Annotated in this window: 15 protein-coding genes; 8 read left to right on the plus strand and 7 right to left on the minus strand. The window is 51.4% G+C overall.

Going from position 1 to position 20,856, the window contains the following annotated elements; all coding sequences use genetic code 11:
• The first annotated feature begins 27 nt into the window (after positions 1–27).
• Positions 28–3,777, plus strand: a complete 3,750-nt coding sequence (gene metH, locus ACO0LD_RS12020; protein ID WP_423007001.1) for a methionine synthase — start codon at positions 28–30, stop codon at positions 3,775–3,777.
• 68 nt (positions 3,778–3,845) lie between these two features.
• Here metH and ACO0LD_RS12025 read toward each other — a convergent pair whose 3' ends face one another.
• Both ACO0LD_RS12025 and ACO0LD_RS12030 read right to left on the minus strand, forming a co-directional pair.
• On the minus strand, positions 3,846–4,145 hold the full coding sequence (locus ACO0LD_RS12025; protein ID WP_423007003.1) for a hypothetical protein: 300 nt from the start codon (positions 4,143–4,145) through the stop codon (positions 3,846–3,848).
• Between the two features lie 184 nt (positions 4,146–4,329).
• The gene (locus ACO0LD_RS12030) at positions 4,330–7,197 is read right to left on the minus strand and encodes a TonB-dependent receptor plug domain-containing protein (RefSeq protein ID WP_423007005.1); all 2,868 of its coding nucleotides are present in this window, start codon (positions 7,195–7,197) and stop codon (positions 4,330–4,332) included.
• 271 nt (positions 7,198–7,468) lie between these two features.
• Here ACO0LD_RS12030 and ACO0LD_RS12035 point away from each other — a divergent pair, with 271 nt between their 5' ends.
• The 6 genes from ACO0LD_RS12035 to ACO0LD_RS12060 all read left to right on the plus strand — a co-directional run bounded on the left by ACO0LD_RS12035 (position 7,469) and on the right by ACO0LD_RS12060 (position 14,803).
• Positions 7,469–8,428: a LysR family transcriptional regulator gene (locus ACO0LD_RS12035; protein WP_423007007.1), complete on the plus strand. Its 960-nt coding sequence runs from the start codon at positions 7,469–7,471 to the stop codon at positions 8,426–8,428.
• Between the two features lie 75 nt (positions 8,429–8,503).
• Positions 8,504–9,523, plus strand: coding sequence for a transporter (locus ACO0LD_RS12040; protein WP_423007009.1), 1,020 nt, complete (start codon positions 8,504–8,506; stop codon positions 9,521–9,523).
• A gap of 9 nt (positions 9,524–9,532) precedes the next feature.
• Positions 9,533–10,327 (plus strand): DUF4349 domain-containing protein, encoded by a 795-nt coding sequence (locus ACO0LD_RS12045; RefSeq protein ID WP_423007011.1) that lies wholly within the window; start codon positions 9,533–9,535, stop codon positions 10,325–10,327.
• Between the two features lie 81 nt (positions 10,328–10,408).
• Entirely contained in the window at positions 10,409–10,885 is a 477-nt protein-coding gene (locus ACO0LD_RS12050) for a YybH family protein (protein WP_423007013.1), read from the plus strand.
• Positions 10,886–11,114: 229 nt separating this feature from the next.
• Positions 11,115–12,410, plus strand: a complete 1,296-nt coding sequence (locus ACO0LD_RS12055; protein WP_423007015.1) for an HD-GYP domain-containing protein — start codon at positions 11,115–11,117, stop codon at positions 12,408–12,410.
• Positions 12,407–14,803 carry a sensor domain-containing protein gene (locus ACO0LD_RS12060; protein ID WP_423007017.1) on the plus strand — a complete coding sequence of 799 codons (2,397 nt, stop codon included), beginning with the start codon at positions 12,407–12,409 and terminating at the stop codon, positions 14,801–14,803. Before ACO0LD_RS12055 ends, ACO0LD_RS12060 begins: the two co-directional genes overlap by 4 nt.
• 85 nt (positions 14,804–14,888) lie before the next feature.
• Here ACO0LD_RS12060 and ACO0LD_RS12065 read toward each other — a convergent pair whose 3' ends face one another.
• Positions 14,889–15,797: a proline dehydrogenase family protein gene (locus tag ACO0LD_RS12065; protein ID WP_423007019.1), complete on the minus strand. Its 909-nt coding sequence runs from the start codon at positions 15,795–15,797 to the stop codon at positions 14,889–14,891.
• Between the two features lie 438 nt (positions 15,798–16,235).
• Entirely contained in the window at positions 16,236–16,997 is a 762-nt protein-coding gene (locus ACO0LD_RS12070; RefSeq protein WP_423007021.1) for a tetratricopeptide repeat protein, read from the minus strand.
• 172 nt (positions 16,998–17,169) lie between these two features.
• On the opposite strand from ACO0LD_RS12070, the gene ACO0LD_RS12075 reads away from it, so the two are divergent.
• A complete protein-coding gene (locus ACO0LD_RS12075) occupies positions 17,170–18,081 on the plus strand; it encodes a methylglyoxal synthase (protein WP_423007023.1) in 912 nt (303 codons plus the stop codon).
• Between the two features lie 161 nt (positions 18,082–18,242).
• Here the strand turns inward: ACO0LD_RS12075 and ACO0LD_RS12080 are convergent, their stop codons facing one another.
• From ACO0LD_RS12080 to ACO0LD_RS12090, 3 genes are all read right to left on the minus strand, one after another.
• Positions 18,243–19,028, minus strand: a complete 786-nt coding sequence (locus tag ACO0LD_RS12080; protein ID WP_423007025.1) for a hypothetical protein — start codon at positions 19,026–19,028, stop codon at positions 18,243–18,245.
• Between the two features lie 87 nt (positions 19,029–19,115).
• Positions 19,116–19,931: a DUF2491 family protein gene (locus ACO0LD_RS12085; RefSeq protein WP_423007027.1), complete on the minus strand. Its 816-nt coding sequence runs from the start codon at positions 19,929–19,931 to the stop codon at positions 19,116–19,118.
• Between the two features lie 4 nt (positions 19,932–19,935).
• Positions 19,936–20,781, minus strand: coding sequence for a hypothetical protein (locus ACO0LD_RS12090; protein ID WP_423007029.1), 846 nt, complete (start codon positions 20,779–20,781; stop codon positions 19,936–19,938).
• Between the last annotated feature and the right edge of the window lie 75 nt (positions 20,782–20,856).

Consider the following 20,856-nt stretch of genomic DNA (forward strand, 5'->3'; position numbering starts at 1 on the left):
TAAGCCCTGCTTTTTTGAGTAAACATCATGACTACGACCCTGCCTGTATCTGCCCTCGAAACCCGTTTGCGCGAGATTTTGCAAAAGCGCATCCTGATACTCGATGGTGCCATGGGTACCATGATACAGCGCTATAAATTGACGGAAGAAGATTATCGCGGCGAGCGTTTCAAGGACTTTAGCGGCCCTGAAACCGTGCGTGAACTCTTCGTCAAGGGCAATAATGAATTGCTGTCGCTGACACAGCCGCATGTGATTGCCGAGATCCATGAGCAATACCTGGCCGCCGGTGCCGACCTCATAGAAACCAATACCTTTGGTGCGACCACTGTTGCGCAAGATGATTACCACATGGCGCATCTGGCCTATGAGATGAATGTGGCCTCAGCCAAAATCGCGCGGGCGGCCTGCGATAAATATTCAACACCGGACAAGCCACGTTACGTGGCAGGTGCCCTGGGTCCTACGCCAAAGACAGCATCGATTTCACCGGATGTGAATGACCCTGCAGCGCGTAATGTCACGTTCGATCAGCTGGTGGCAGCCTATCTGGAACAAACCCGTGGCCTGGTTGAAGGTGGTGCCGATGTGCTGCTGGTGGAAACCATTTTCGATACGCTGAACTGCAAAGCCGCGTTGTTCGCCATCGACCAGTTTTTTGAAGAAACCGGCAGCCGCCTGCCCATCATGATTTCTGGCACGGTGACCGATGCTTCTGGCCGTATCTTGTCTGGCCAGACTGTACCGGCATTCTGGAATTCTGTGCGTCATGCCAAACCACTGACAGTGGGCCTGAACTGCGCCCTTGGTGCTGCCCTGATGCGCCCGTATGCAGAAGAATTGTCCAAGATTGCCGACACCTTTGTCTGTATTTACCCGAATGCCGGTTTGCCCAATCCCATGAGTGATACCGGCTTTGATGAATTGCCTGCCGATACCTCAGCCTTGCTGAAAGAATTTGCTGAAGCGGGTTTCATTAATATCGCCGGTGGCTGCTGCGGCACCACGCCTGACCATATCAAGGCGATTGCCGACATCCTGCAAACCCGCACACCACGTGATATCCCGACAGTACCAGCAGCCATGCGCCTGTCGGGCCTGGAACCGTTCACGATTGATGAAACATCGCTGTTTGTCAACGTTGGTGAACGTACCAATGTCACAGGCTCGAAAGCGTTTGCCCGCCTGATCCTGAATGAGCAATACGATGAAGCGCTGGCAGTGGCCCGCCAGCAGGTAGAAAATGGCGCGCAAGTCATCGACATCAATATGGATGAAGCGATGCTGGATTCACTGGCAGCGATGACACGTTTCCTGAACCTGATCGCTTCTGAACCTGATATCGCCCGCGTACCCATCATGATCGACTCGTCGAAATGGACGGTCATCGAAGCGGGTCTGAAATGCGTGCAGGGCAAGGCTATCGTCAATTCGATTTCCATGAAAGAGGGCGAAGCTGAATTCCTGCGCCAGGCCACGCTGTGCAAGCGTTATGGCGCAGCCGTCATCGTCATGGCTTTTGATGAAAAAGGCCAGGCAGATACCTATGCACGCAAAATAGAAATCTGTGAACGCGCCTATCGCCTGCTGGTCGATAGCCTGGATTTTGATCCGCAAGACATCATCTTTGATCCGAATATTTTTGCGGTCGCGACAGGCATTGAAGAACACAATAATTACGCCGTCGACTTTATCGAAGCGACAGACTGGATACATAAAAACCTGCCCGGCGCCAAGATCAGCGGCGGTGTCTCGAACGTGAGTTTCTCTTTCCGCGGCAATGACCCGGCACGTGAAGCTATCCATACCGTATTCCTGTACCACGCCATCAAGGCAGGCATGACTATGGGCATCGTCAATGCCGGCATGGTCGGTGTGTATAGTGAGCTGGATGCTGAATTGCGTGAGCGTGTCGAAGACGTGGTGCTGAACCGCCGGGAAGATGCGACCGAGCGCATGATAGAAATTGCTGCCACGCTGAAAGCTGGCGGCAAGAAAGAAGAAGCCACGCTGGAATGGCGTAACGAGCCAGTAGAAAAACGCCTGTCACACGCGATGGTGCACGGCATCACCAACTGGATCGTCGAAGATACCGAAGAAGCCCGTGCTGCCATCATGGATGCTGGTGGTCGCCCTATCCAGGTCATCGAAGGCCCGTTGATGGCGGGTATGAATATCGTTGGTGACCTGTTTGGCCAGGGCAAGATGTTCTTGCCACAGGTGGTCAAATCTGCCCGCGTCATGAAGCAGGCAGTGGCGCACCTTATCCCTTATATCGAAGAAGAAAAGAAGCGCAGCGGCGACAATAAGCCCAAGGGCAAGATCGTCATCGCCACCGTCAAGGGTGATGTGCATGACATCGGCAAGAACATCGTCACCGTGGTCTTGCAGTGTAATAATTTTGAAGTGGTCAACATGGGCGTGATGGTGCCCTGTTCAGAAATTCTGGCCAAGGCCAAGGCAGAAAATGCCGACATCATAGGCCTGTCCGGCCTGATCACGCCTTCGCTGGAAGAGATGGCCTATGTGGCGAAAGAAATGCAGCGTGACCCCCATTTCCGCATGCTCAAGATCCCGTTGCTGATCGGCGGCGCGACTACCAGCCGTGCGCATACGGCTGTGAAAATTGCGCCGAATTATGAAGGCCCGGTAGTGTATGTGGCCGATGCTTCGCGCTCAGTGTCTGTCGCACAATCACTGCTGACGCCGGAGAGCCGTGATCAATATATTGCAGACCTCGGTAGCGATTACGAACGTATCCGCACCCAGCATGCAAATAAAAAAGCCACGCCCATGGTCACGCTGGCGCAAGCCCGTGCGAATAAAATGAAAGTGGATTTCACTGGCAGCAATGCGCCGGTCAAACCCAAGTTCATAGGCCGCCGCCTGTTCAAGAATATTGATCTGGCGACGATCGCCAATTACATAGACTGGGGCCCGTTCTTCCAGACCTGGGACCTGGCTGGACCCTTCCCGGCCATATTGACTGATGAAGTCGTCGGCGAGGCAGCAACCAAGGTATTTGCCGAAGGTCAGGCCATGCTGAAGAAAATCATCGAAGGCCGCTGGCTGACAGCGAATGGCGTGGTCTCTTTACTGCCTGCCAATACCGTCAATGACGACGATATAGAAATCTATACCGATGACACGCGCAGCCAGGTGGCCCTGACTTACTACGGCACGCGCCAGCAAACCGAGAAACCCATCATTGATGGCGTGCAAAGACCCAATCAGTGCCTGTCAGATTTCATCGCACCAAAAGACAGCGGCATCAAGGACTATATAGGCATGTTCGCGGTAACCGCTGGCCTGGGTATAGAAAAGTATGAAAAGCGCTTTGAAGATGCGCATGATGACTACAGCAGCATCATGCTGAAGTCTTTAGCCGACCGTCTGGCTGAAGCCTTTGCCGAATACCTGCATGAACGCGTGCGTAAGGACCTGTGGGGTTATGTCGCCGACGAAGCCCTTAGCAATGAAGACCTGATCAAGGAAAACTACAAAGGCATACGCCCAGCGCCCGGTTACCCGGCCTGCCCGGAGCATACGGTCAAGACCGAGATGTTCAAGCAGATGCAGTGTGAAGAAATCGAAATGTACATCACTGAATCATGGGCCATGATACCGGGCGCAGCAGTATCGGGCTTTTACTTTGCCCATCCTGAATCCAAGTATTTCAGCGTAGGTAAAATTGCTGATGACCAGGTCACCGATATGGCCGAACGGCGCAGTGTGCCTAAGGATGAGGTGGAACGCTGGCTGGCACCGAATTTGTAAGTCGCAGAACTCAGTAAAGAGTTCTTTCAGGCATCCTGTAGCCAGTCTGCAGGATGCTGCAACACCACTTAACCCATTTCCCTGACTACTATTGTTGTCAGTTCACCAGCAACATCTGCATCAAAACCTTCTTCCAGCAAACGCCACTTGAAGCTATTTCCCAGTTGTGCCTTTTTATACAGATTCAAGCGGTGGTCGCGCTTAAATTCCAACACCTTGATCGCGACCTGCTGCATGACTTTCTTGCGCTTGAGCACAGTCTTGTCTTGCTTCTTTTTGACTATTTCCAAGGGTATTTCCTTGATGACAAATTCAGCAAGTTGCAGACCGAACGCTTTTTCTTCTTTTGTACTGAACCAACTAAACATGGCGTGCTTTCTACTTGTATCAAAAATCCCAGCTCATCGCCACGATGTCTTACCTGCACGTGTAAGCTGGTTTGCCAGAGACTGATGTCTTAAATGCCCTGATTATACTGAAACTTTGCAAGGCTTAATAAAAAACAGGGGCCGAGGCCCCTGTTCTTATACTACTTCTTGCATTGCTTGCAGATTATTTGAATACATAACCTACGTTCAGACGGAATGCGCGGCCATAGGCATTGTGTAAACTATCGTTGTAGCCTGCAGTTGTGTAGTTAGGATCATATGGTGCTTTGGAATCCAGCGCATTCAATACACGCAGACCGATAGTCAGGTCTTTAAAGCCTTTGTAGGTGTAGCCCAGGTCAACTGTAGTCCAGCTGGCAACGGAGCACTCAGGTACATAGGTCAGGTATTTCGCTACGCCGCCCAGTGATGTTGCTGTCGCTGGTTGGCCAGTACCGTAGTGGCAATAAGACACTGGGTAAGTTTCAGCAGCATTGGTATAACGCATCAGGGATACGCCGCCAACAAAGTTGATTGCACCATTGACTGTGTGCGCTTCTTTAGTCCAGGAGGAGGACAACGACGCACGCAGACGAGGGATGTCGCCAACGCTGGTAGAGAAGTTGGACAAGCCACCACGTGTACCAACCAGGTTGGTTTCTGGATCGCCCGGTTTTTCTGCGCGACGGAACTCGATCGTGTAAGAAGTACGGAAACGTGTGTCCAGTTTGCCGCTCGTGCCCAGGTTGTTGCGCATTGCCATTTCAATGTCGACACCACTCACTACCGTACTACCCTGGTTGATGTAGTTACGCAACAGGGAAATCAGCGGGCCAGAGTTAGGAATGACATTACCGTTCTTGTCTTTAACGAAATTGACAGGATTGGTGTCACGGATCACGGTACCTGGATAAGCATCCTGGTTATTCAAGATCAGTGTAGATGACAGGGCTGCAACTTCGTCTTCCTTACGGATGTTGTAGTAGTCAACCAGGATGTCGAAGTCACGTGTAGGTGACAAGACCATACCCAGGGAGAAACTGCGTGAAGTTTCTGGCTTCAGGTTAGGGTTTTGACGGATCAACGTCGAAATACTTCTGGAGCAATCAGTATTGTCGGCGCCAGTCAAAGGTGTCTTACCATCCGGGCAACGGACAGGATCAACCAGGCTGTTCAGGAAAGTCTGTGTACCACCTGCAGTAACTTGTACCAGTGCCGGTGCACGGAAACCTTGTGCATAAGTCGAACGGAAAGCCAGTGAATCATTGACTGTCCATTTTGCACCGACTTTTGGTACGAAATTGGTTTTGAAGCTAGGGTATTTATCGATACGGCCAGCGAAATCCATTTCAAAGTTTTTCAGGATAGGTGTACGCACTTCGACGAAAGCGGAAGTGACATTACGTTGACCTTGAATGAACTGGTTAGCCAGACCCAGAATCTGACCAGAGCTGGTCAGGTTATCTGGTGTCAAAGTCATTTTTTCCTGACGGAATTCAACGCCGGAAGCAAAACCAATTGCGCCACCTGGCAGGTTACCGAATTCTGTACTTGCCTTGAAGTCGGCTTGCGCGATTTCAGCAACACCAACGCTCTTCAGCGGACGGCTCAGGTTAGGCTGTTTGGCAACATCGGCCAAAGGCATGTTCTGGTCGATCAGTTTTTGCACTTCTGGCAGCAACAGGAAGCCATTGGCGAGATCAGTACGCTCGGAACGGTTCCACAGAACGCCAGTTTCCCAATCCCAAGTTTTGTAGCTGCCTTTCAAGCCAGAAGCGAAACGCAGGGATTCGTTGGTGGTATTACTGCCACCGGCGATGTTTTCAAAACGGTAAACCACTGCAGCACGGCTGGTCGGGAAAGGATTGTCAGGATGACCGACCGGCAAGATTGCCTGGAATGGTGTACCAGCGCCAGACAGGGCAAATGCTGTAGATGGTGTGCGGCCATCGATGGAACGTGAACCACCTGTGTAGTCACGGTCAGTTTTGTTGTACGCAACTTCAGCGAAAGCGGACAAAGTATCGTTGATTTGATAGATGCCGCGTGACATCGCGCTGATGTCCTGGCCTGCGCCTTGTACTTCAGCAAAATCGTCCAGATTGTAGTTACAGAACTGACGACCATACAATACGCTGGTAGTAGCGATATTGTATTGTGCGCCACCTGTGATCAGGCGTGATGGATCGCAATTGGTGCGGTTGATCACGTTGGCATCATTGGCAGAGAAGAAAGTCTTGCTGCCTGGTGTACGTTCACGATAGAAGAAAGGCTGGTTACTGATGCTGCTGGAATAAGGTGACAGACGGCTGTTGAGTACGCTGTACAGATCTTTTTCTACGTCGTTGGCATCCTTGATGGCAACGCGGTCACGCTTGGATACTTCAGCACTGACGGTAATGTTATAGCCGTCCTGGCCATAGTTACCGAAACCGGCGAAAGCACTGATACTTTTTTTCTTGAATTTGTTGTCATCATTAGCGCCCATGCTGGCGTTCATTTGCACGCCCTGGTAATCGCTCTTGGTGATGAAGTTGATAACACCAGCGATAGCGTCAGAGCCGTACACTGCAGATGCGCCATCCTTGAAAATCTCTACGCGTTCCAGCATGGACAAAGGGATGCTGTTGATATCGTACAGTGTGGACTGACCCTGATTCGGGTTAGCATAAGCGGATGGCGTCATGCGGCGGCCATTCAACAAAATCAGTGTGGAGCTGGAACCCAGACCACGCAGGGATGCTGTCGCTACACCACGGGAAAAACCACCGTCAACTGCATCGAATGCACCGCCACTGCCCAGAGCAGGGATAGTACGCAGCAATTCAGCAACAGTTGTCGCGCCACTTTGGCTGATGTCTTTTGACGTCAGTGTCTGGATAGGAGAAGTACCTTCTTTATCAATACGCTTGATATGGGAACCAGTGACTTCAATTTTTTGAATTTTTTCTACTGACTCAGTCTGCGCCTGAGCGTTGACCAACATACTGCCAGACAACATAGCCAGTGCCAGCTTGACAGCATAAGCACATTTCTTCTCTTGATAAAACATCCAGAATCTCCTTGGTGAATCATGAACAGGTACAAACTGCAAAGATGGCAATAAACCTACTGAACTGACTTGCCTTTTTGCGGTCGAACCAAACCGGTGCTTGAACAATCTGCGTATCGTTTTATTTGGGTTTATTTGGTAAGCGACTGTGCTTATCCACAGTTTCGTCAACACTCACAATTCGATACACTTTGTTGCATTTCAGAATGATCCCATTACAATTTCATTACCGTCCAATGAGAATTTGAGGAAAACGTATATAATTATCGTTATGATTGATACCTTGCCCATAGAAAAGTATTTCGCCCGACAACTCAAGATCAAGCACTTGCGCTTGCTCGTGGAACTGGCTGACAAGCAGACAGTTGCTCAGGTTGCGGCGACTTTGCATGTCAGCCAGCCGGCTGTTTCCAAAATGCTGGGAGAGATGGAGGAAGGGATAGGTGTCAAGTTATTCGAACGTGCCGGGCGTGGTATAAAACCAACACCTTCTGGCGAATGCCTGATACGGCATGCACGCGAAGTCTTATTTAACTTGCAAAAAGCACATCAAGAGATGCGTTCTCTGGCCACCGGCACGGTCGGCAAGGTCACGGTAGGTATTTTGAGCGTGGTCTCCACCACCATCATCCCCAAGGCGGTCAAGATACTCAAGACCAGCTGGCCGAATGTCACCTTATGCATCATGGATGGTACGGTCGATCAACTCTTGCACGAGCTGCGTGAAGGCAAGATAGACATGGTCATAGGCCGCGTGTTTTCTGAACGAGCAGCCGAACATTTGCAGGAAGAAGTCTTGTATGACGATCCCCTGGTCATTGTCACTTCCAGCAAGAACCCTCTGGCAAGACGCGATAACCTGACCTGGATGGATTTGAATAACCTGCCCTGGATCTTGTCGGTAGAAGAATCACCGACGCACCAGCGCATGATCAATCTGCTGGCCAAGAACGGTTTGAACAAGCCAACCGATGTCATTGAGTCAGTATCGCGCTCGGTGAATGTACCTTTGCTGATGGAACCACCGCGCCTGGGTTTATTGTCACTGTCGGCGGCCCGTCAACTGGTGGCTGAAGGTGTCTTGCAAATCCTGCCGCTGAATCTGGGCCACCTGCCCAGCCCGGTAGGCATGATATGGAACAAGACCCGGCCTTTGTCGCATGCAGCCCTGACCTTCCAGGATTGCATACGTCAGGCTTCGCTGTCATACAAGAACATGCTGATCAGCTAAAAACTGCACGGAAAGCCAGGCATGAACGTGCTTGGCTGATTTACAATATGCCCAGTTTCTTCGCCTGGACAGTCAATGCAAACAGATCACTTATCGTATGGTTCAGATCAGTCAGGACTGATTTGTGGCTATATTTTTGCGCATGAACAAGCCGGCAAAGCGCTGGATACCAAAGAAGCCGTCGAATGGCTGCACTCCAGACACAGCACCAGGGATGATTCTTTTATCTGGCTGCATTTCAATCTATCCAACGTCGCTGCAGAAAAATGGTTGCGCGAATACGCCGCCCTGCCGGATGAGTTTTTTGAAACCCTGCATGAAGGCTCACGCTCCACCCGTATTGAGCATGCCGACCATAGCCTGATTGCCGTCGTCAATGATGTCTTGCATGACTTTGCCTTTGAAGCCTCGGACATCGCCACGCTGTGGCTCAATGTCAGCAGCAATGTCATGATCAGCGCCAGGCGCAAACCCCTGAAGTCGGTAGACAGGCTGCGCAATGCCGTCAACCAGGGCGAGCATTTCAGCTCACCAACAGAGTTGCTGACGCACTTATTGCGTGACCAGGCCGACGTATTGATAGGCATAGTGCGTAATTTCATCAAAAAGATAGACGATATCGAAGACCACTTGCTGGCAGATCGCCTGAATCATAAGCGCGCCAACCTGGGTGAATTGCGCCGTGTGCTGGTGCGCCTGCAAAGATTGCTGGCTCCTGAACCGGCCGCTTTGTTCCGCCTGCTGCAGAGGCCACCGGTCTGGGTGGCAGAGCGTGATGTACAGGAACTGCGCCAGTCCACTGAGGAATTTGCCGTCGTGCTGAGTGACATGGCTTCGTTGCAGGAACGCATCAAGCTCTTGCAGGAAGAAATTGCAGCCAGCGTCAATGAGCAGAATAACCGCTCACTTTTCGTTTTGACGATAGTGACGGTGCTGGCCTTGCCCATCAATATCATCGCAGGCCTGCTGGGGATGAACGTTGGAGGCGTGCCTTTGGCGCAGCATGAAAATGGTTTTTGGATCGTGGTTGCCATCGTGGCGACGTTTACTGCCATTGCCGGTTGGCTGGCATTCAAGAAAAACAACAAGGATTAGGGCACCATCATGCGCACCGTATTGTTAAGCATACTGTTATGCATGAGCCTGCTGGCCTGCGCAAAAAAAGAAGGCAGCGCTGGCGGCAATGCGGTTGAAACCGGCAAAATGAATGGCAATAATGGCAGCAACAAGACACTGGCTTATGCGCATACGCTGGAACTGGAAATAGATGAGCAAAAAATTGGTTCCATGCATGCAGCAGCACAGCAATTCTGTCTCAGCCTGCAAGCTGAACAATGTGTGATACTGGAAGCCAGGCTCGATACCGGACGGTACGCAAGTGCGCACCTGAAATTCCGCGCCAGTCCGGCAGGCATACAGAAATTACAGGTCAATTTGAACAAACAGGGTGAAGTGGTTCATCAATCTGTCACGGCTGAAGACCTGGCTGGGCCGATTCAGGATAACCAGAAAAAACTGGCCATGCTGAATGACTACCGCTCCAGACTGGAAGCCCTGCGCAGTCGCGCCAATGCAGACATCGATGCCCTCATCAAGACCAGCAAGGAATTGGCCAGCGTACAAGAGCAGATAGAATCCCTGTCAGGCCAGCGCGAACAACTGGTGCAGCGAGTGGAAACCGAATTGCTGAGCGTGACACTGCGACCTGACAATAGCCATACTTTCGGGCAACCCATCAAACAGGCCTTGTCAAGATTTGGCGGCGACCTTGCCCAGGGCCTTGCTGTAGCTATTACTGGTATCGCCTATCTCCTGCCCTGGTCTGTCATCCTGTTCTTCTTTGTCTGGATAGTGCGCAAGTTGTGGCGGAGGAAGAAAGCATCTGTCTTGAAGCCTTAAAACGATTGCTGACACGATAAATTGAGTAAGAGTTTCATGTATGCCTGGTTCACCACATTCATTTTCATGAAGGAGCATCCCATGCGCAAGAACTTGTCCCGTCTGTTTTTCGCCAGCAGCCTTGGCCTCGCAGTAACACTTGCGGGTCCTGCGCTGGCGGCAGATAGCACTGTCAGCAATAGTGATCTGGCCAAACAGGTCATGCAAACCGAGACCGCCTTTGCCAAAACCATGGAAGCACGCGACCACAAGGCTTTTACTGAATTTCTGGCGGATGAAACCATCTTTTTTTCGACCAAAAAGGTTTTGCATGGCAAACAGGAAGTGGCAACAGCCTGGAAGCGATTTTATGAAGGCCCAGCCGCGCCCTTTTCCTGGGCGCCAGAAACGGTAGAAGTACTGGAGTCAGGCAAACTGGCTCTCAGCAGCGGGCCGGTACGTGACCCGCAAGGCAAGCTGGTGGCCACCTTTACTTCCATCTGGAGACAGGAAAGCCCCGGTGTCTGGCGTATCGTTTTTGACAAGGGAAATGATGTTTGCGATTGTGCCAAGCCTTAAATCTCTTATATCGCTCATATCGCTTATATCGTTTAAAAGAACAGCTGCTGGTTGCAGCAACACCAGCAGAATTTAAGCATAAAACCCACAGTCAGCCTGAATTGTAGCCAGCCGGACAAAGAGCTGATGTAACATGCAGAATAATGCTGCCCGGAATGCCTTTTGCGCAAGGGCAGCATATTCACTTAAAAACCCGAGCTCAAGCGTCAAATTACCGGAAACCGGTGTCATGACTGATATTCATACACAGTTTATTGAGCTTGGCCAGCTACGCATAGGCATGTTTGTCTATCTGGATGTGGGCTGGATGGATCACCCCTTCCCTGTTTCCAATTTCAAGATCAGCAGCCAGTCGCAAATCGACACCATACGTTCACTGGGCCTGGAGCGCATACGCTATGCACCCGACAAAAGCAGCCCGGAAGTCAACTCAGAGACCAAGCCCGCAGCCAGCGAACAGCCTGGTCATCAAGAAAACAAAGTAACCGAAAGTCCCGGTGCTTTCGCCGCCAGGCAGAGACGTGAACTGCTCGCCAACCAGCAAGCCAGTCTGCAAGTCTGCGAACGCCAGTTTGCGCATGCGGCACAGACCTTCAAGCAAGTCACGGATATAGTGCACTCACAGCCATCCCAGGCCAAAGAGCTGGCCGAGCAATTGATACAAGGTTTTTTGGGCGAGATTTTGGGTGAGGATGAAGCAGCAATACGCCTGCTGTCTGAAAAAGCAGGTGAAAAGACCTCGCGGCATTCCATCAATGTGACAGTCATCGCACTCTTGCTGGGGCGGGCACTGCATTTGGGCAAGGCAGAGATGCTGGATCTGGGTGTCGCCACCATCTTGCATGACATAGGTAAAATGGATCTACCCGACCGTTTGCGCTGGCAAGATGAACATTTCAACCATGCCGAACGCGAGCTGTATCATGAGCACGTCTTGCATAGCCTGGCGATGGCACGCAAGATGGGTTTGTCGGCGAATGTCTTGCTGGCCATCGCCCAGCATCATGAACATGCAGACGGCACTGGTTATCCCAGCCATGTGCAGGGCGACAAGCAGAGTGCCATCAGCCGCATTGTTGCGCTGGTCAATCATTACGATAATCTTTGTAATCCGGCCAACCCGGCATTTGCAGTCACCCCGCACGAAGCCCTGTCGCAGATATTTACCCAGCACAAACCGCGTTTTCATGCCCCCACCCTGACTGCCTTCATCCGCATGATGGGGATTTATCCGCCTGGCTCAGTCGTGCAATTGACGGACGAACGCTATGCCATGGTGGTATCAGTGAATTCCGCCCGCCCCATCAAACCCAAGGTGGTCATCCACAATGCTGCCGTGCCACGGGAAGAAGCACTGGTCATCAACCTGGAGCATGAAAACACGGTGTGCATACACCGCAGCCTGAAACCCTTGCAATTGCCCAAGGCGGCCTACGACTATTTATCGCCGCGCAAACGCCTGTGCTATTTCTTTGAACGCGGACTGGAGGCAGAGCCGCGTCCCGAAGATGGAGCAGCGGCATGAAAGCCCATCCCTGGCAATCACTGATTGAAGGTTTGCTGGAAGCAGTGATACTGGTTGACCCCATACAATTGCGCATAGTCGCTGCCAACCAGGCTATCCATCGTCTTCTGCAAGTCCCCCCAGACAGCCTGTTTGGCAAGGGTGTTGTCGACCTGGCAGTGGCACCTGAAGACCTCTTCTTTTGGGAAGATGTAGCGGCTGGCTTATCAGAAAACATTCATTCCGAAACCTTGTTGAAACGTGCAGATGGCAGCATAGTACAGATAGAAAGACGGGTAACCCTGGTCAGGATGGGCCTGGACAGTTCTGTCTACGTCGTCGCCATCAATGACCATTCCAACCAGCGCCAGGTCGAAAATGAACTGGAAAAACTCATCGCCGAACTGCGCGCCACCCTGGAGTCAACAGCTGACGGCATACTGGTCACTGACCTGGATGGAGCGATACGCAGTTATAACCATTTATTCGCCGAACTATGGGGCTTGCCGGATGACTTGATGACCCAGCGTGATGATAAAGCCATCTATGCCTGGATGGATAAATGCATGCTCGATGCCAGTCAGTATGAAGAAAGGCTGGGCACCATCACCCGCTCGCCACTGATGGAAGCCACCGATGTGCTGACGCTACGCTCTGGCAAGATACTGGAAAGAGTAACCCTGCCGCAGTATGCGCGCGGACGCCCTATAGGCAGGGTATATTCTTATCGCGATATCACCCAGCGCCTGGCAGATGAAGCACGCCTGCGGCTGGCGGCCAAGGTATTTGAATCGAGTACCGATGCGATTTTCATTACCGATGCAGAACAAAAAATAGTCACGACCAACCCCAGCTTCGAGCGCCTCAGCAGTTACACCGAACAAGAAATGCTGGGTAAAACGCCGCGAGAATTTTTCGCCATGGAGGGTAATGCCGCCCAGGTAGAAAACCTGCTCAAAGAGCTGGAAAACCTGGGTTTCTGGGAAGGCGAATTGTGGAACCGCCGCAAGAATGGCCATGCCTATCTGTGCATGATTTCCCTGGTCAGGGTCGCCGACGCCAAGGGAGTAGCACTGAACTACATAGGTTTTTTCAAGGACAGGACAGAAACCCATACGGCGAAACAGAAAATCGAAGAACTGGCATTCTCGGACGTACTGACCGGTTTGCCTAACCGTCTGTTACTGGATGAACGCATACGTCAGGCGATTACCATTTCCAGCCGCAATCATTCTACCTTTGCCCTGCTCTTCCTTGATCTTGATCATTTCAAACAAATCAATGATGCACTGGGCCACCCCTTTGGTGACCGTGTACTTTTGCAAGTCACCGAACGCCTGAAAAAATGCATACGCCAGGTCGATACCGCTTCACGCCTGGGTGGCGATGAATTTGTCTTGCTCTTGCATGAAGCCGATGCTGAAGGTGCAGAGATTTGTGCCAGAAGAGTGCTGGAAGAATTGTCAGCGCCATTTTCACTTGATGGCATGAATTTCACCGTCACTGCCAGTATAGGGATTGCGCTTTACCCTGCAGATGGGCAAAGCATGGCTGACCTGATCAAGAATGCCGACAGCGCCATGTATCACGTGAAAGAGCGCGGACGTTCAGACTTCCGTTTTTACCAGCGCCAGATGAATATAGGTTTGCTGTCGCGCATGAAGCTGGATCACGCCATGCGCCAGGCACTGGAACACCAGTTGTTCAGGCTGCATTACCAGCCCCAGATAGAACTGGCGACAGGCAAGCTGCTAGGCGTGGAAGCCTTGCTGCGCTGGACTGATAAAGACCTGGGTGAAGTCAGCCCGGTACAATTTATCCCGGTGGCAGAAGAATCGGGTGTCATTGTCCCTATCGGTAACTGGGTCATGCAAACGGCGATACGACAGGCGGCCTTGTGGAACCGTGACGGCCAGTCCATGCGGGTGGCGATCAATGTCTCGGCACTGCAATTCCAGCAAGCTAATTTTGTTGATAGTATTGCCGCAGCCCTGCATGAACATGACTTGCAGCCACAATGCATAGAACTGGAATTGACCGAATCGATACTCATCAAGGATGCGGAAGATGCCTTGAGAAAACTGGAATCACTGGCAGCACTTGGTGTCAAGCTGGCGATTGATGACTTTGGCACCGGCTATTCCAGCCTTAGCTATCTGAAACGTTTTCCTATCTACAAACTCAAGATAGACCGTTCCTTTATAGCTGATTTGCCAGCTAACGAAAGCGATATCGCCATCGTGACCGCCATCATCCATCTGGCCCATGCCTTGAAGTTGCGGGTGATTGCTGAAGGTGTGGAAACCCAGGAACAACGTGATTTTCTCCAGCAACAGCAATGTGATGAAATGCAGGGTTACCTGTTTTCACAAGCCATGTCAGCGGAAGAATTTGAACAGCGCTATCTGCGCTGAATTATTCAGCTTTACGCGATCAGATGCGCCATTTTCACTCCCTCGCTGAGAGCTTGAAAATGGCGCAATACTCTATTGAGAAAAATTAACTACGTATCAGAGAACGCAGTATATGACCTGCAATTTGGGGATTTTCTTTTATCCGGCGTATGCTATAGCCATACCAGTCCTTGCCATATGGCACATAGATACGCACACTAAAACCCATGCCCAGCAGCTTGTCACGCAAAGGCTCGCAAACACCGAGCAACATCTGGAATTCAAATGCATCCGTTCCTATGTCGCGGCTGCGAACCAGCTCCAACACCTGAGCTATCAATGCACAGTCGTGCGTAGCAATTGCAACGAAAGTGCCGGTGTCGAAACAACGTGCAACATGGGCCAGGAAATGCGGGTTGATGGCGCTCCGGTCATGCCATGCGCCATCTACCAGTTGCGATCGCTCCTCAAGATAAATGCCCTTGCAAATACGCATGCTACTACGGTTCTGCACTAGTGCTTCAATATCCTGATAGGTGCGCAATAAATAAGCCTGCAGTGCCAGGCTGAGCTTGCTGTACCTCACGCTCAGCCTGGCAAATAGCTCAATTTCCTTCTGGGTACAGGCAACATCTTCCATATCCATGCAAACAGAGATTTGATGATGCCCGGCGAAAACGACAATTTGTTCCATGTGTTGCTCGCAATGCTGCATATCCAGCAGCAATCCCAAAGCAGTTGGCTTGACCGATACGCTGGCTTTCAATCCCTGCTCTTGAATTGCTGTCAATACGCGCATGTATTCGCAGGCCGTATCTGCGGCTTGTTGCAGGTTTGAGGCTGACTCACCCAGCACATCAATCGTTACGTCGAAACCCAATATGTTCAGTTGACGGACGCAGGCAACTGCATCGTCGAGATTATCGCCAGCGATATAGCGTCGCGAGATTTTTTGTATCAATGAGCGGGGAATCCATGGCATGGCGTGTGCCATCAGAGTATTCAATAATTGCATATAAATTTCCAATACGAATAAAGAAAAGCTACGCCCATTCCGAAGCCGTAGGCCGGATAAAGGAGGACGTGGGAGATTTACGGATTGAACTTGTTCAATCCGGCGCAATGCAGCATGCCGATAAGTGCTAGCGCACTACAGCGATGTGCTTTTCTTCAGAGAGGAGGCCAGGCAGCGCGATGCATTTGATTTTCTCAGCTTTATTCGTTGATCTTTTGGGCTACCCCGGGTGTCATTTTCTGGAGTATACGATCATGCGACATTGAGATTACATTGCTCATTGGAATTGTGCAAATCTAATTTATGGCATTTCTCAAATATCCAGATGAAGCACAAAAAAAACGCCGCAAAAAATATGCGGCGTTCGAAGCAAGAGACTTATTCAGGCCAAAGAGGATCAACAGCTATCATTCGCGGGTCAGTTCATCATGCGTGATATTAAAGATGCGCTTTCCAGTAACGGGAATCATCACGAATTTCAGCGATTTGCTCGGTAGTCAGGTCATCGCTGACAAGTTCGCGGCTATCCATCGACATGCTGCCGGCCTTGACACTGGCTTTCAGTAAATAACGATAACCAGTCACCATGTCGCGCTCTACTCCATCGCCATGCAAGTAGCGCAAACCCATTTGAAACTGGGCGCTCGACAAGCCTTGCTCAGCTGCCAGCATTTCCCAGTGGGCAGCCTGATCAGCACTTTTCTCTACACCCGCACCATCCTGATAGGCCAATGCCAGATGATGCTGGGCACTGGCATTACCCTGCTGTGCTGCCTGCTGGTACCAGAATACCGCTTCTTCAGGATTTTCTTCCACGCCCTTGCCGGTAGCATACATATAACCCAGCGCCAGTTGGGCAGACGTCAGCCCCTGCAAAGCAGCGCGACGAAATAGCCGGAAAGCCTGGCTTTCATCAGCCTCGACACCTTCACCAGTCAGATACATGACACCCAGATTTGCCTGGGCACCAGCATGGCCTTGATCAGCCGCCTGTTCCAGCCAGTAGGCGGCTTCCTGTACATTTTGTAAATTTTCATTGGGCTCAAGATATAGCAAACCCAGCATATTTTGCGCCTGGGTATCTCCTAGCAGAGCCCAGCGCCTGACTTGCATTTCATCGTCGAAATCATCGTCACCCAAAGCCGAGGCGCAGGTCATCATGATCATGAGCACCATCAGCAGATGTCGCCATTTTTTCATTTTATCCTCACCTGTTTTACTTCATGTACAGAATGCTACGCCTGTCCTGGCTTTTTCGTGTGTCTCGACTGTTGGATTAGGTAACAAAATGTAGCCTAAAATGTAGTCATGAATCGGCCAGTACAGATAGTCTGGGAGTAAACTACCGGGGCAGACAATTTTCCCACCAGCCATGAAAGCAGATGCCGTGACCTCAGCAAAAAAGCTACGCATAGGATTAATCGCCAACCGTTCTCACCAGGATGCCCCTAATTCTGCCCTGGTGCAGCTATTACACGGCGGAGGACCGGCCTTGCACCACTTGGAAGCAGAAATGGTGATCGTCGGACGCACCCTTGATGCCATTATTTCACATGGTTTGCTGGAAAGCTGCCCTGCGGTCGAACGTTTTCCCTATGGCCGCGAAGGTGGCTTGATGAAACTGGTATCACGGGTCGTCGATAAAGATCCTGCCAGAGCCGTGGATGCAGTGATCTATCTGATAGACCCGGTCGATCCCTCTTCGATTTTCCCGGAAGCACAGGCACTCAAGCGCCAGTGTGTCATACACCGCAAGCCCTTTCTCGCTACTTTGGCCAGCGCCAGGGAATGGCTGGAACTGGAAGCGACGGCAACAGGTGCTGCCATAGACAGCAAGCTGAACCAGACTTTTGAATTACACAAGGAAGGCATTGCCCTGATCGCTCATGATGCGATGAAGGAAAGCATGCTGGTCATGGCTGAAAAACATTTTGAGTTGCTCGACAGCTTTGGCCATCGCTATGCGACAGGCACGACTGGCGGCCTGTTGAATCAGCTGGCGCAAAGAATCAAGGGAACAGAAGCCGGAAAGAACTGGGTCACCCCTTATCTTTCCGGCCCTCTGGGTGGAGATGCACAACTGGCAGAACTGGTACTCGACAGGCAGATACGCCGCATCCTGTTTCTTGAAGACCCACACGTGGCACGCCAGCATGAAGCCGACATCCAATTACTGGAAAGGGCGGCCCGCACCGTCTGTGACTTTTCCCAGGTCATCAGTGAAGTCAGTGGTGCAGACCGCTGGCTGACCTTGCTAACGCAAAGGGTAGCCAAACAGGCTTAGAACCTGCTTACGATCTTAAGCGCGAGCGCAATCAGCGTTCATGCGGGGCTCATGCGCTGCTCAAAATGCTCATGTACTTAGAGTACATTCCGCTTTTTGCGCTGCGTTTTTGTTACCCTGATCCCGCTGACGCACGCTCGCTACAGATCGTAATCAGGTTCTTAGGCTGCGGTCGCAGTCTGGCCTGGCGCATTCTGGCCCGACAAACGCTTCAGTCTTTCCAGCGTACTTTCGCCTGCAGTATCGGCCTGGGCGACAGATTTGCGAATAGCATCAATTTCTGCTGCCTGGTCCAGCGGTTTTTGCCCTATGTCGGCCACGATGCGCAAACCAGCCGCTTCATTACTGACATTTTGTGCGCGGCGTGTCAGCGCATTCAAGGCAGTTGAATGCGTGCGCATGCCAGACAGGTTGCTGAGTTGCTCCTGACGCTCTACGCGCAATTGTTGCAAGTCTTTTTGCGCTTTTGCTGATGCCAGGTTTTGCAAAGCTTTTTTCGCTGCTGCATCAAAGTCGGCCAGTTGTTTGGAGAAAGCATCAACGATTTTTTGCAGCTCGTTCATGTATTCCTGGGCATCGGCTTCTTCCTGCAACTCTACTGGCAGGCGTGCCTTATTGGCTTCCAGTTCGTCGCAGAACATGTTGACGGTAGCTTCAGAAATTTTACCGCTGGCCAGACGGTCTGCCAGCGTCGCCGAGGCTTTTTCATCGTTCGCAATCAGATCACGCAAGCGCACCACGTCATTGTGTTCTTTATCGAAAGAAGCACGGGCGGCGGCCAGTTTTTGTGCAGTTTCGCGCAAGGTCGCGGCCAGGCGGTCACGATCAGCTTCGGTTGCTGTTTCAGGATCGAAATTGGCGATTGCTTCGGATATTTTGTCGCCGAGTGCACCAAAGTGTTTGGAAATCAAACGTGCGGTCAGGCCCCAGCCATTCATATTGCTCATGTTATGTCCTTTCAGTGTGTGATGCGGTATGTGTTATGTGCTACGTGATGCGTGTTACGTGTTGCCGGGTACTACATCAAAACGGTGCTATTGCACCAGCAGCCTTTCCGCTTCCAGGGGTAGGGCAATCATAAAATCAACATGGATGTCGCGCTTGTTATCGCCATCCTTGCTACGTAAAATCTCTGTGCTGATCAGCAGTAATTCAGACTGATCACCCGCTTCGTTCAAACTCCTGCGGTAAGGCATGAAGACCACATCCTGTTGCAAACCGAGCTTGCCAGCGGCATCATCGATACGGGTTTCCACACCTTTGAAGGGCGCGACAAATTCTTGCGCCGGATCACCAGCATCACGCTCATATTGCAGGCTGTCGGCATCAGCAAATATGCTGTCCAGGCTAGCTTCATCCCAGCCTATGCCCACCAGTTGTTCACGCCACAGGCTGTAATTGCGGTCACCCAGGCCAGCACCGTTTTCACCCAGAAAAGCTTGCTGGTCTTCGACGGTTTCAGGTATTAAGCGCGTCAGGTGGCTGCAATACAAAAGCTCTTGCAAATCATCATTGGCATCGCAATACAGCTGCAGGAATTTTTCACCTCCGTTTGCATCCCGGTTCAGGTAATAACGGTACATCTTGCCGCTGATAGACAGTTTCACACGGCTGATGGCAACGATGCGGGTCTCTGCCTCATCCGGCATGGCGATCAGCGAACCTTGGCTGATGGCACGTATCAGCGGTGTCTTTTGCAAATTGACGACACTGCCTATGCGTGCGCCCAGTGGCAGGGCGGAGTCTTGCCGGCCATTTTTTTCTGCATGCATGTCATCTGCGATGAGTTCGTCCTGCCCGTGCTTGTTGAATAACTTGCCTACGTACTGATATGCGTCTTTCCAGGCCATGGTATTAATTTCCTCCTAAACTGTAATGAACTGCACTGTCTTGCTTGTTGCGTCTGCTGCGCAGGAATTGCCAGCCTGCCCAGGCCACCATTGCGAATAACAAGATGACGAGAGCGGTGCGCAGCAATTTAAAACCGCCACTCTCCTGTGCCACTTTCGCAGTTGTTAGTGTTGCCGCTGCTTTTTCTGCTTCTGAACTACTCAGCACGGTCGTCTTGTCATCCATCGCTACTGCAGCACTACTGGCCACTTCCTCCTTGCCGCTGCCCGTTCCCGTGTTGGCAATGGGTTCCAACTGCTGGGACTGACGGTTTTCTGCTGCCTGAGGATGGCTCATCACACTACCCAGTATCACGCCACCGACAACGGCAGGCAAAATGCCACTGCCTCTCTGCACTACCTGTGGCTGCATTGTTACCGGTGCGGATTGCGTCACGGGCGGTGTTGTATATGCAGGCTGGTTTGCTGCCTGTTGGTTGCCACTGTTGTTGCCAACGCTATTGCCAGTACCGCTATTGCCAAACCCGCGCTGGCTTTGCTGTGCTGTCTGCTGGCGTGCATCCATACTCTTTTGTGCATTCGCCTGCGCCTGGTTTTTTTCCAGATCACGGTTCAGCGCCGAATCAGATTTCTTGCCCACATTCGCAGGCTTGCTGGTATTGAAGCTGCCAAATCCTGTCTTTGAGGGTGCCGATGGTGCAGGCTTGCTGACACTTCTTTGCGAAGAGAAGCCACCACGAAAGCCGCCCGAAGAACCGGATGAACGTCCAGCCGCATGGGCAAAGCTGGCCGAGAGTGGTAAAACCAGCGCCAACATGACTGCTATTAATTTGTTATTAAAACTGTTCATGGTTCTCATCTATAGAAATATGGTTAAGCTATCTGTACAATCCCTCAACTCTCGATGGATGTCATCATAGTGAGC

This window comes from Undibacterium sp. Ji83W, from assembly GCF_049340385.1.
GTDB lineage: Bacteria > Pseudomonadota > Gammaproteobacteria > Burkholderiales > Burkholderiaceae_D > Undibacterium.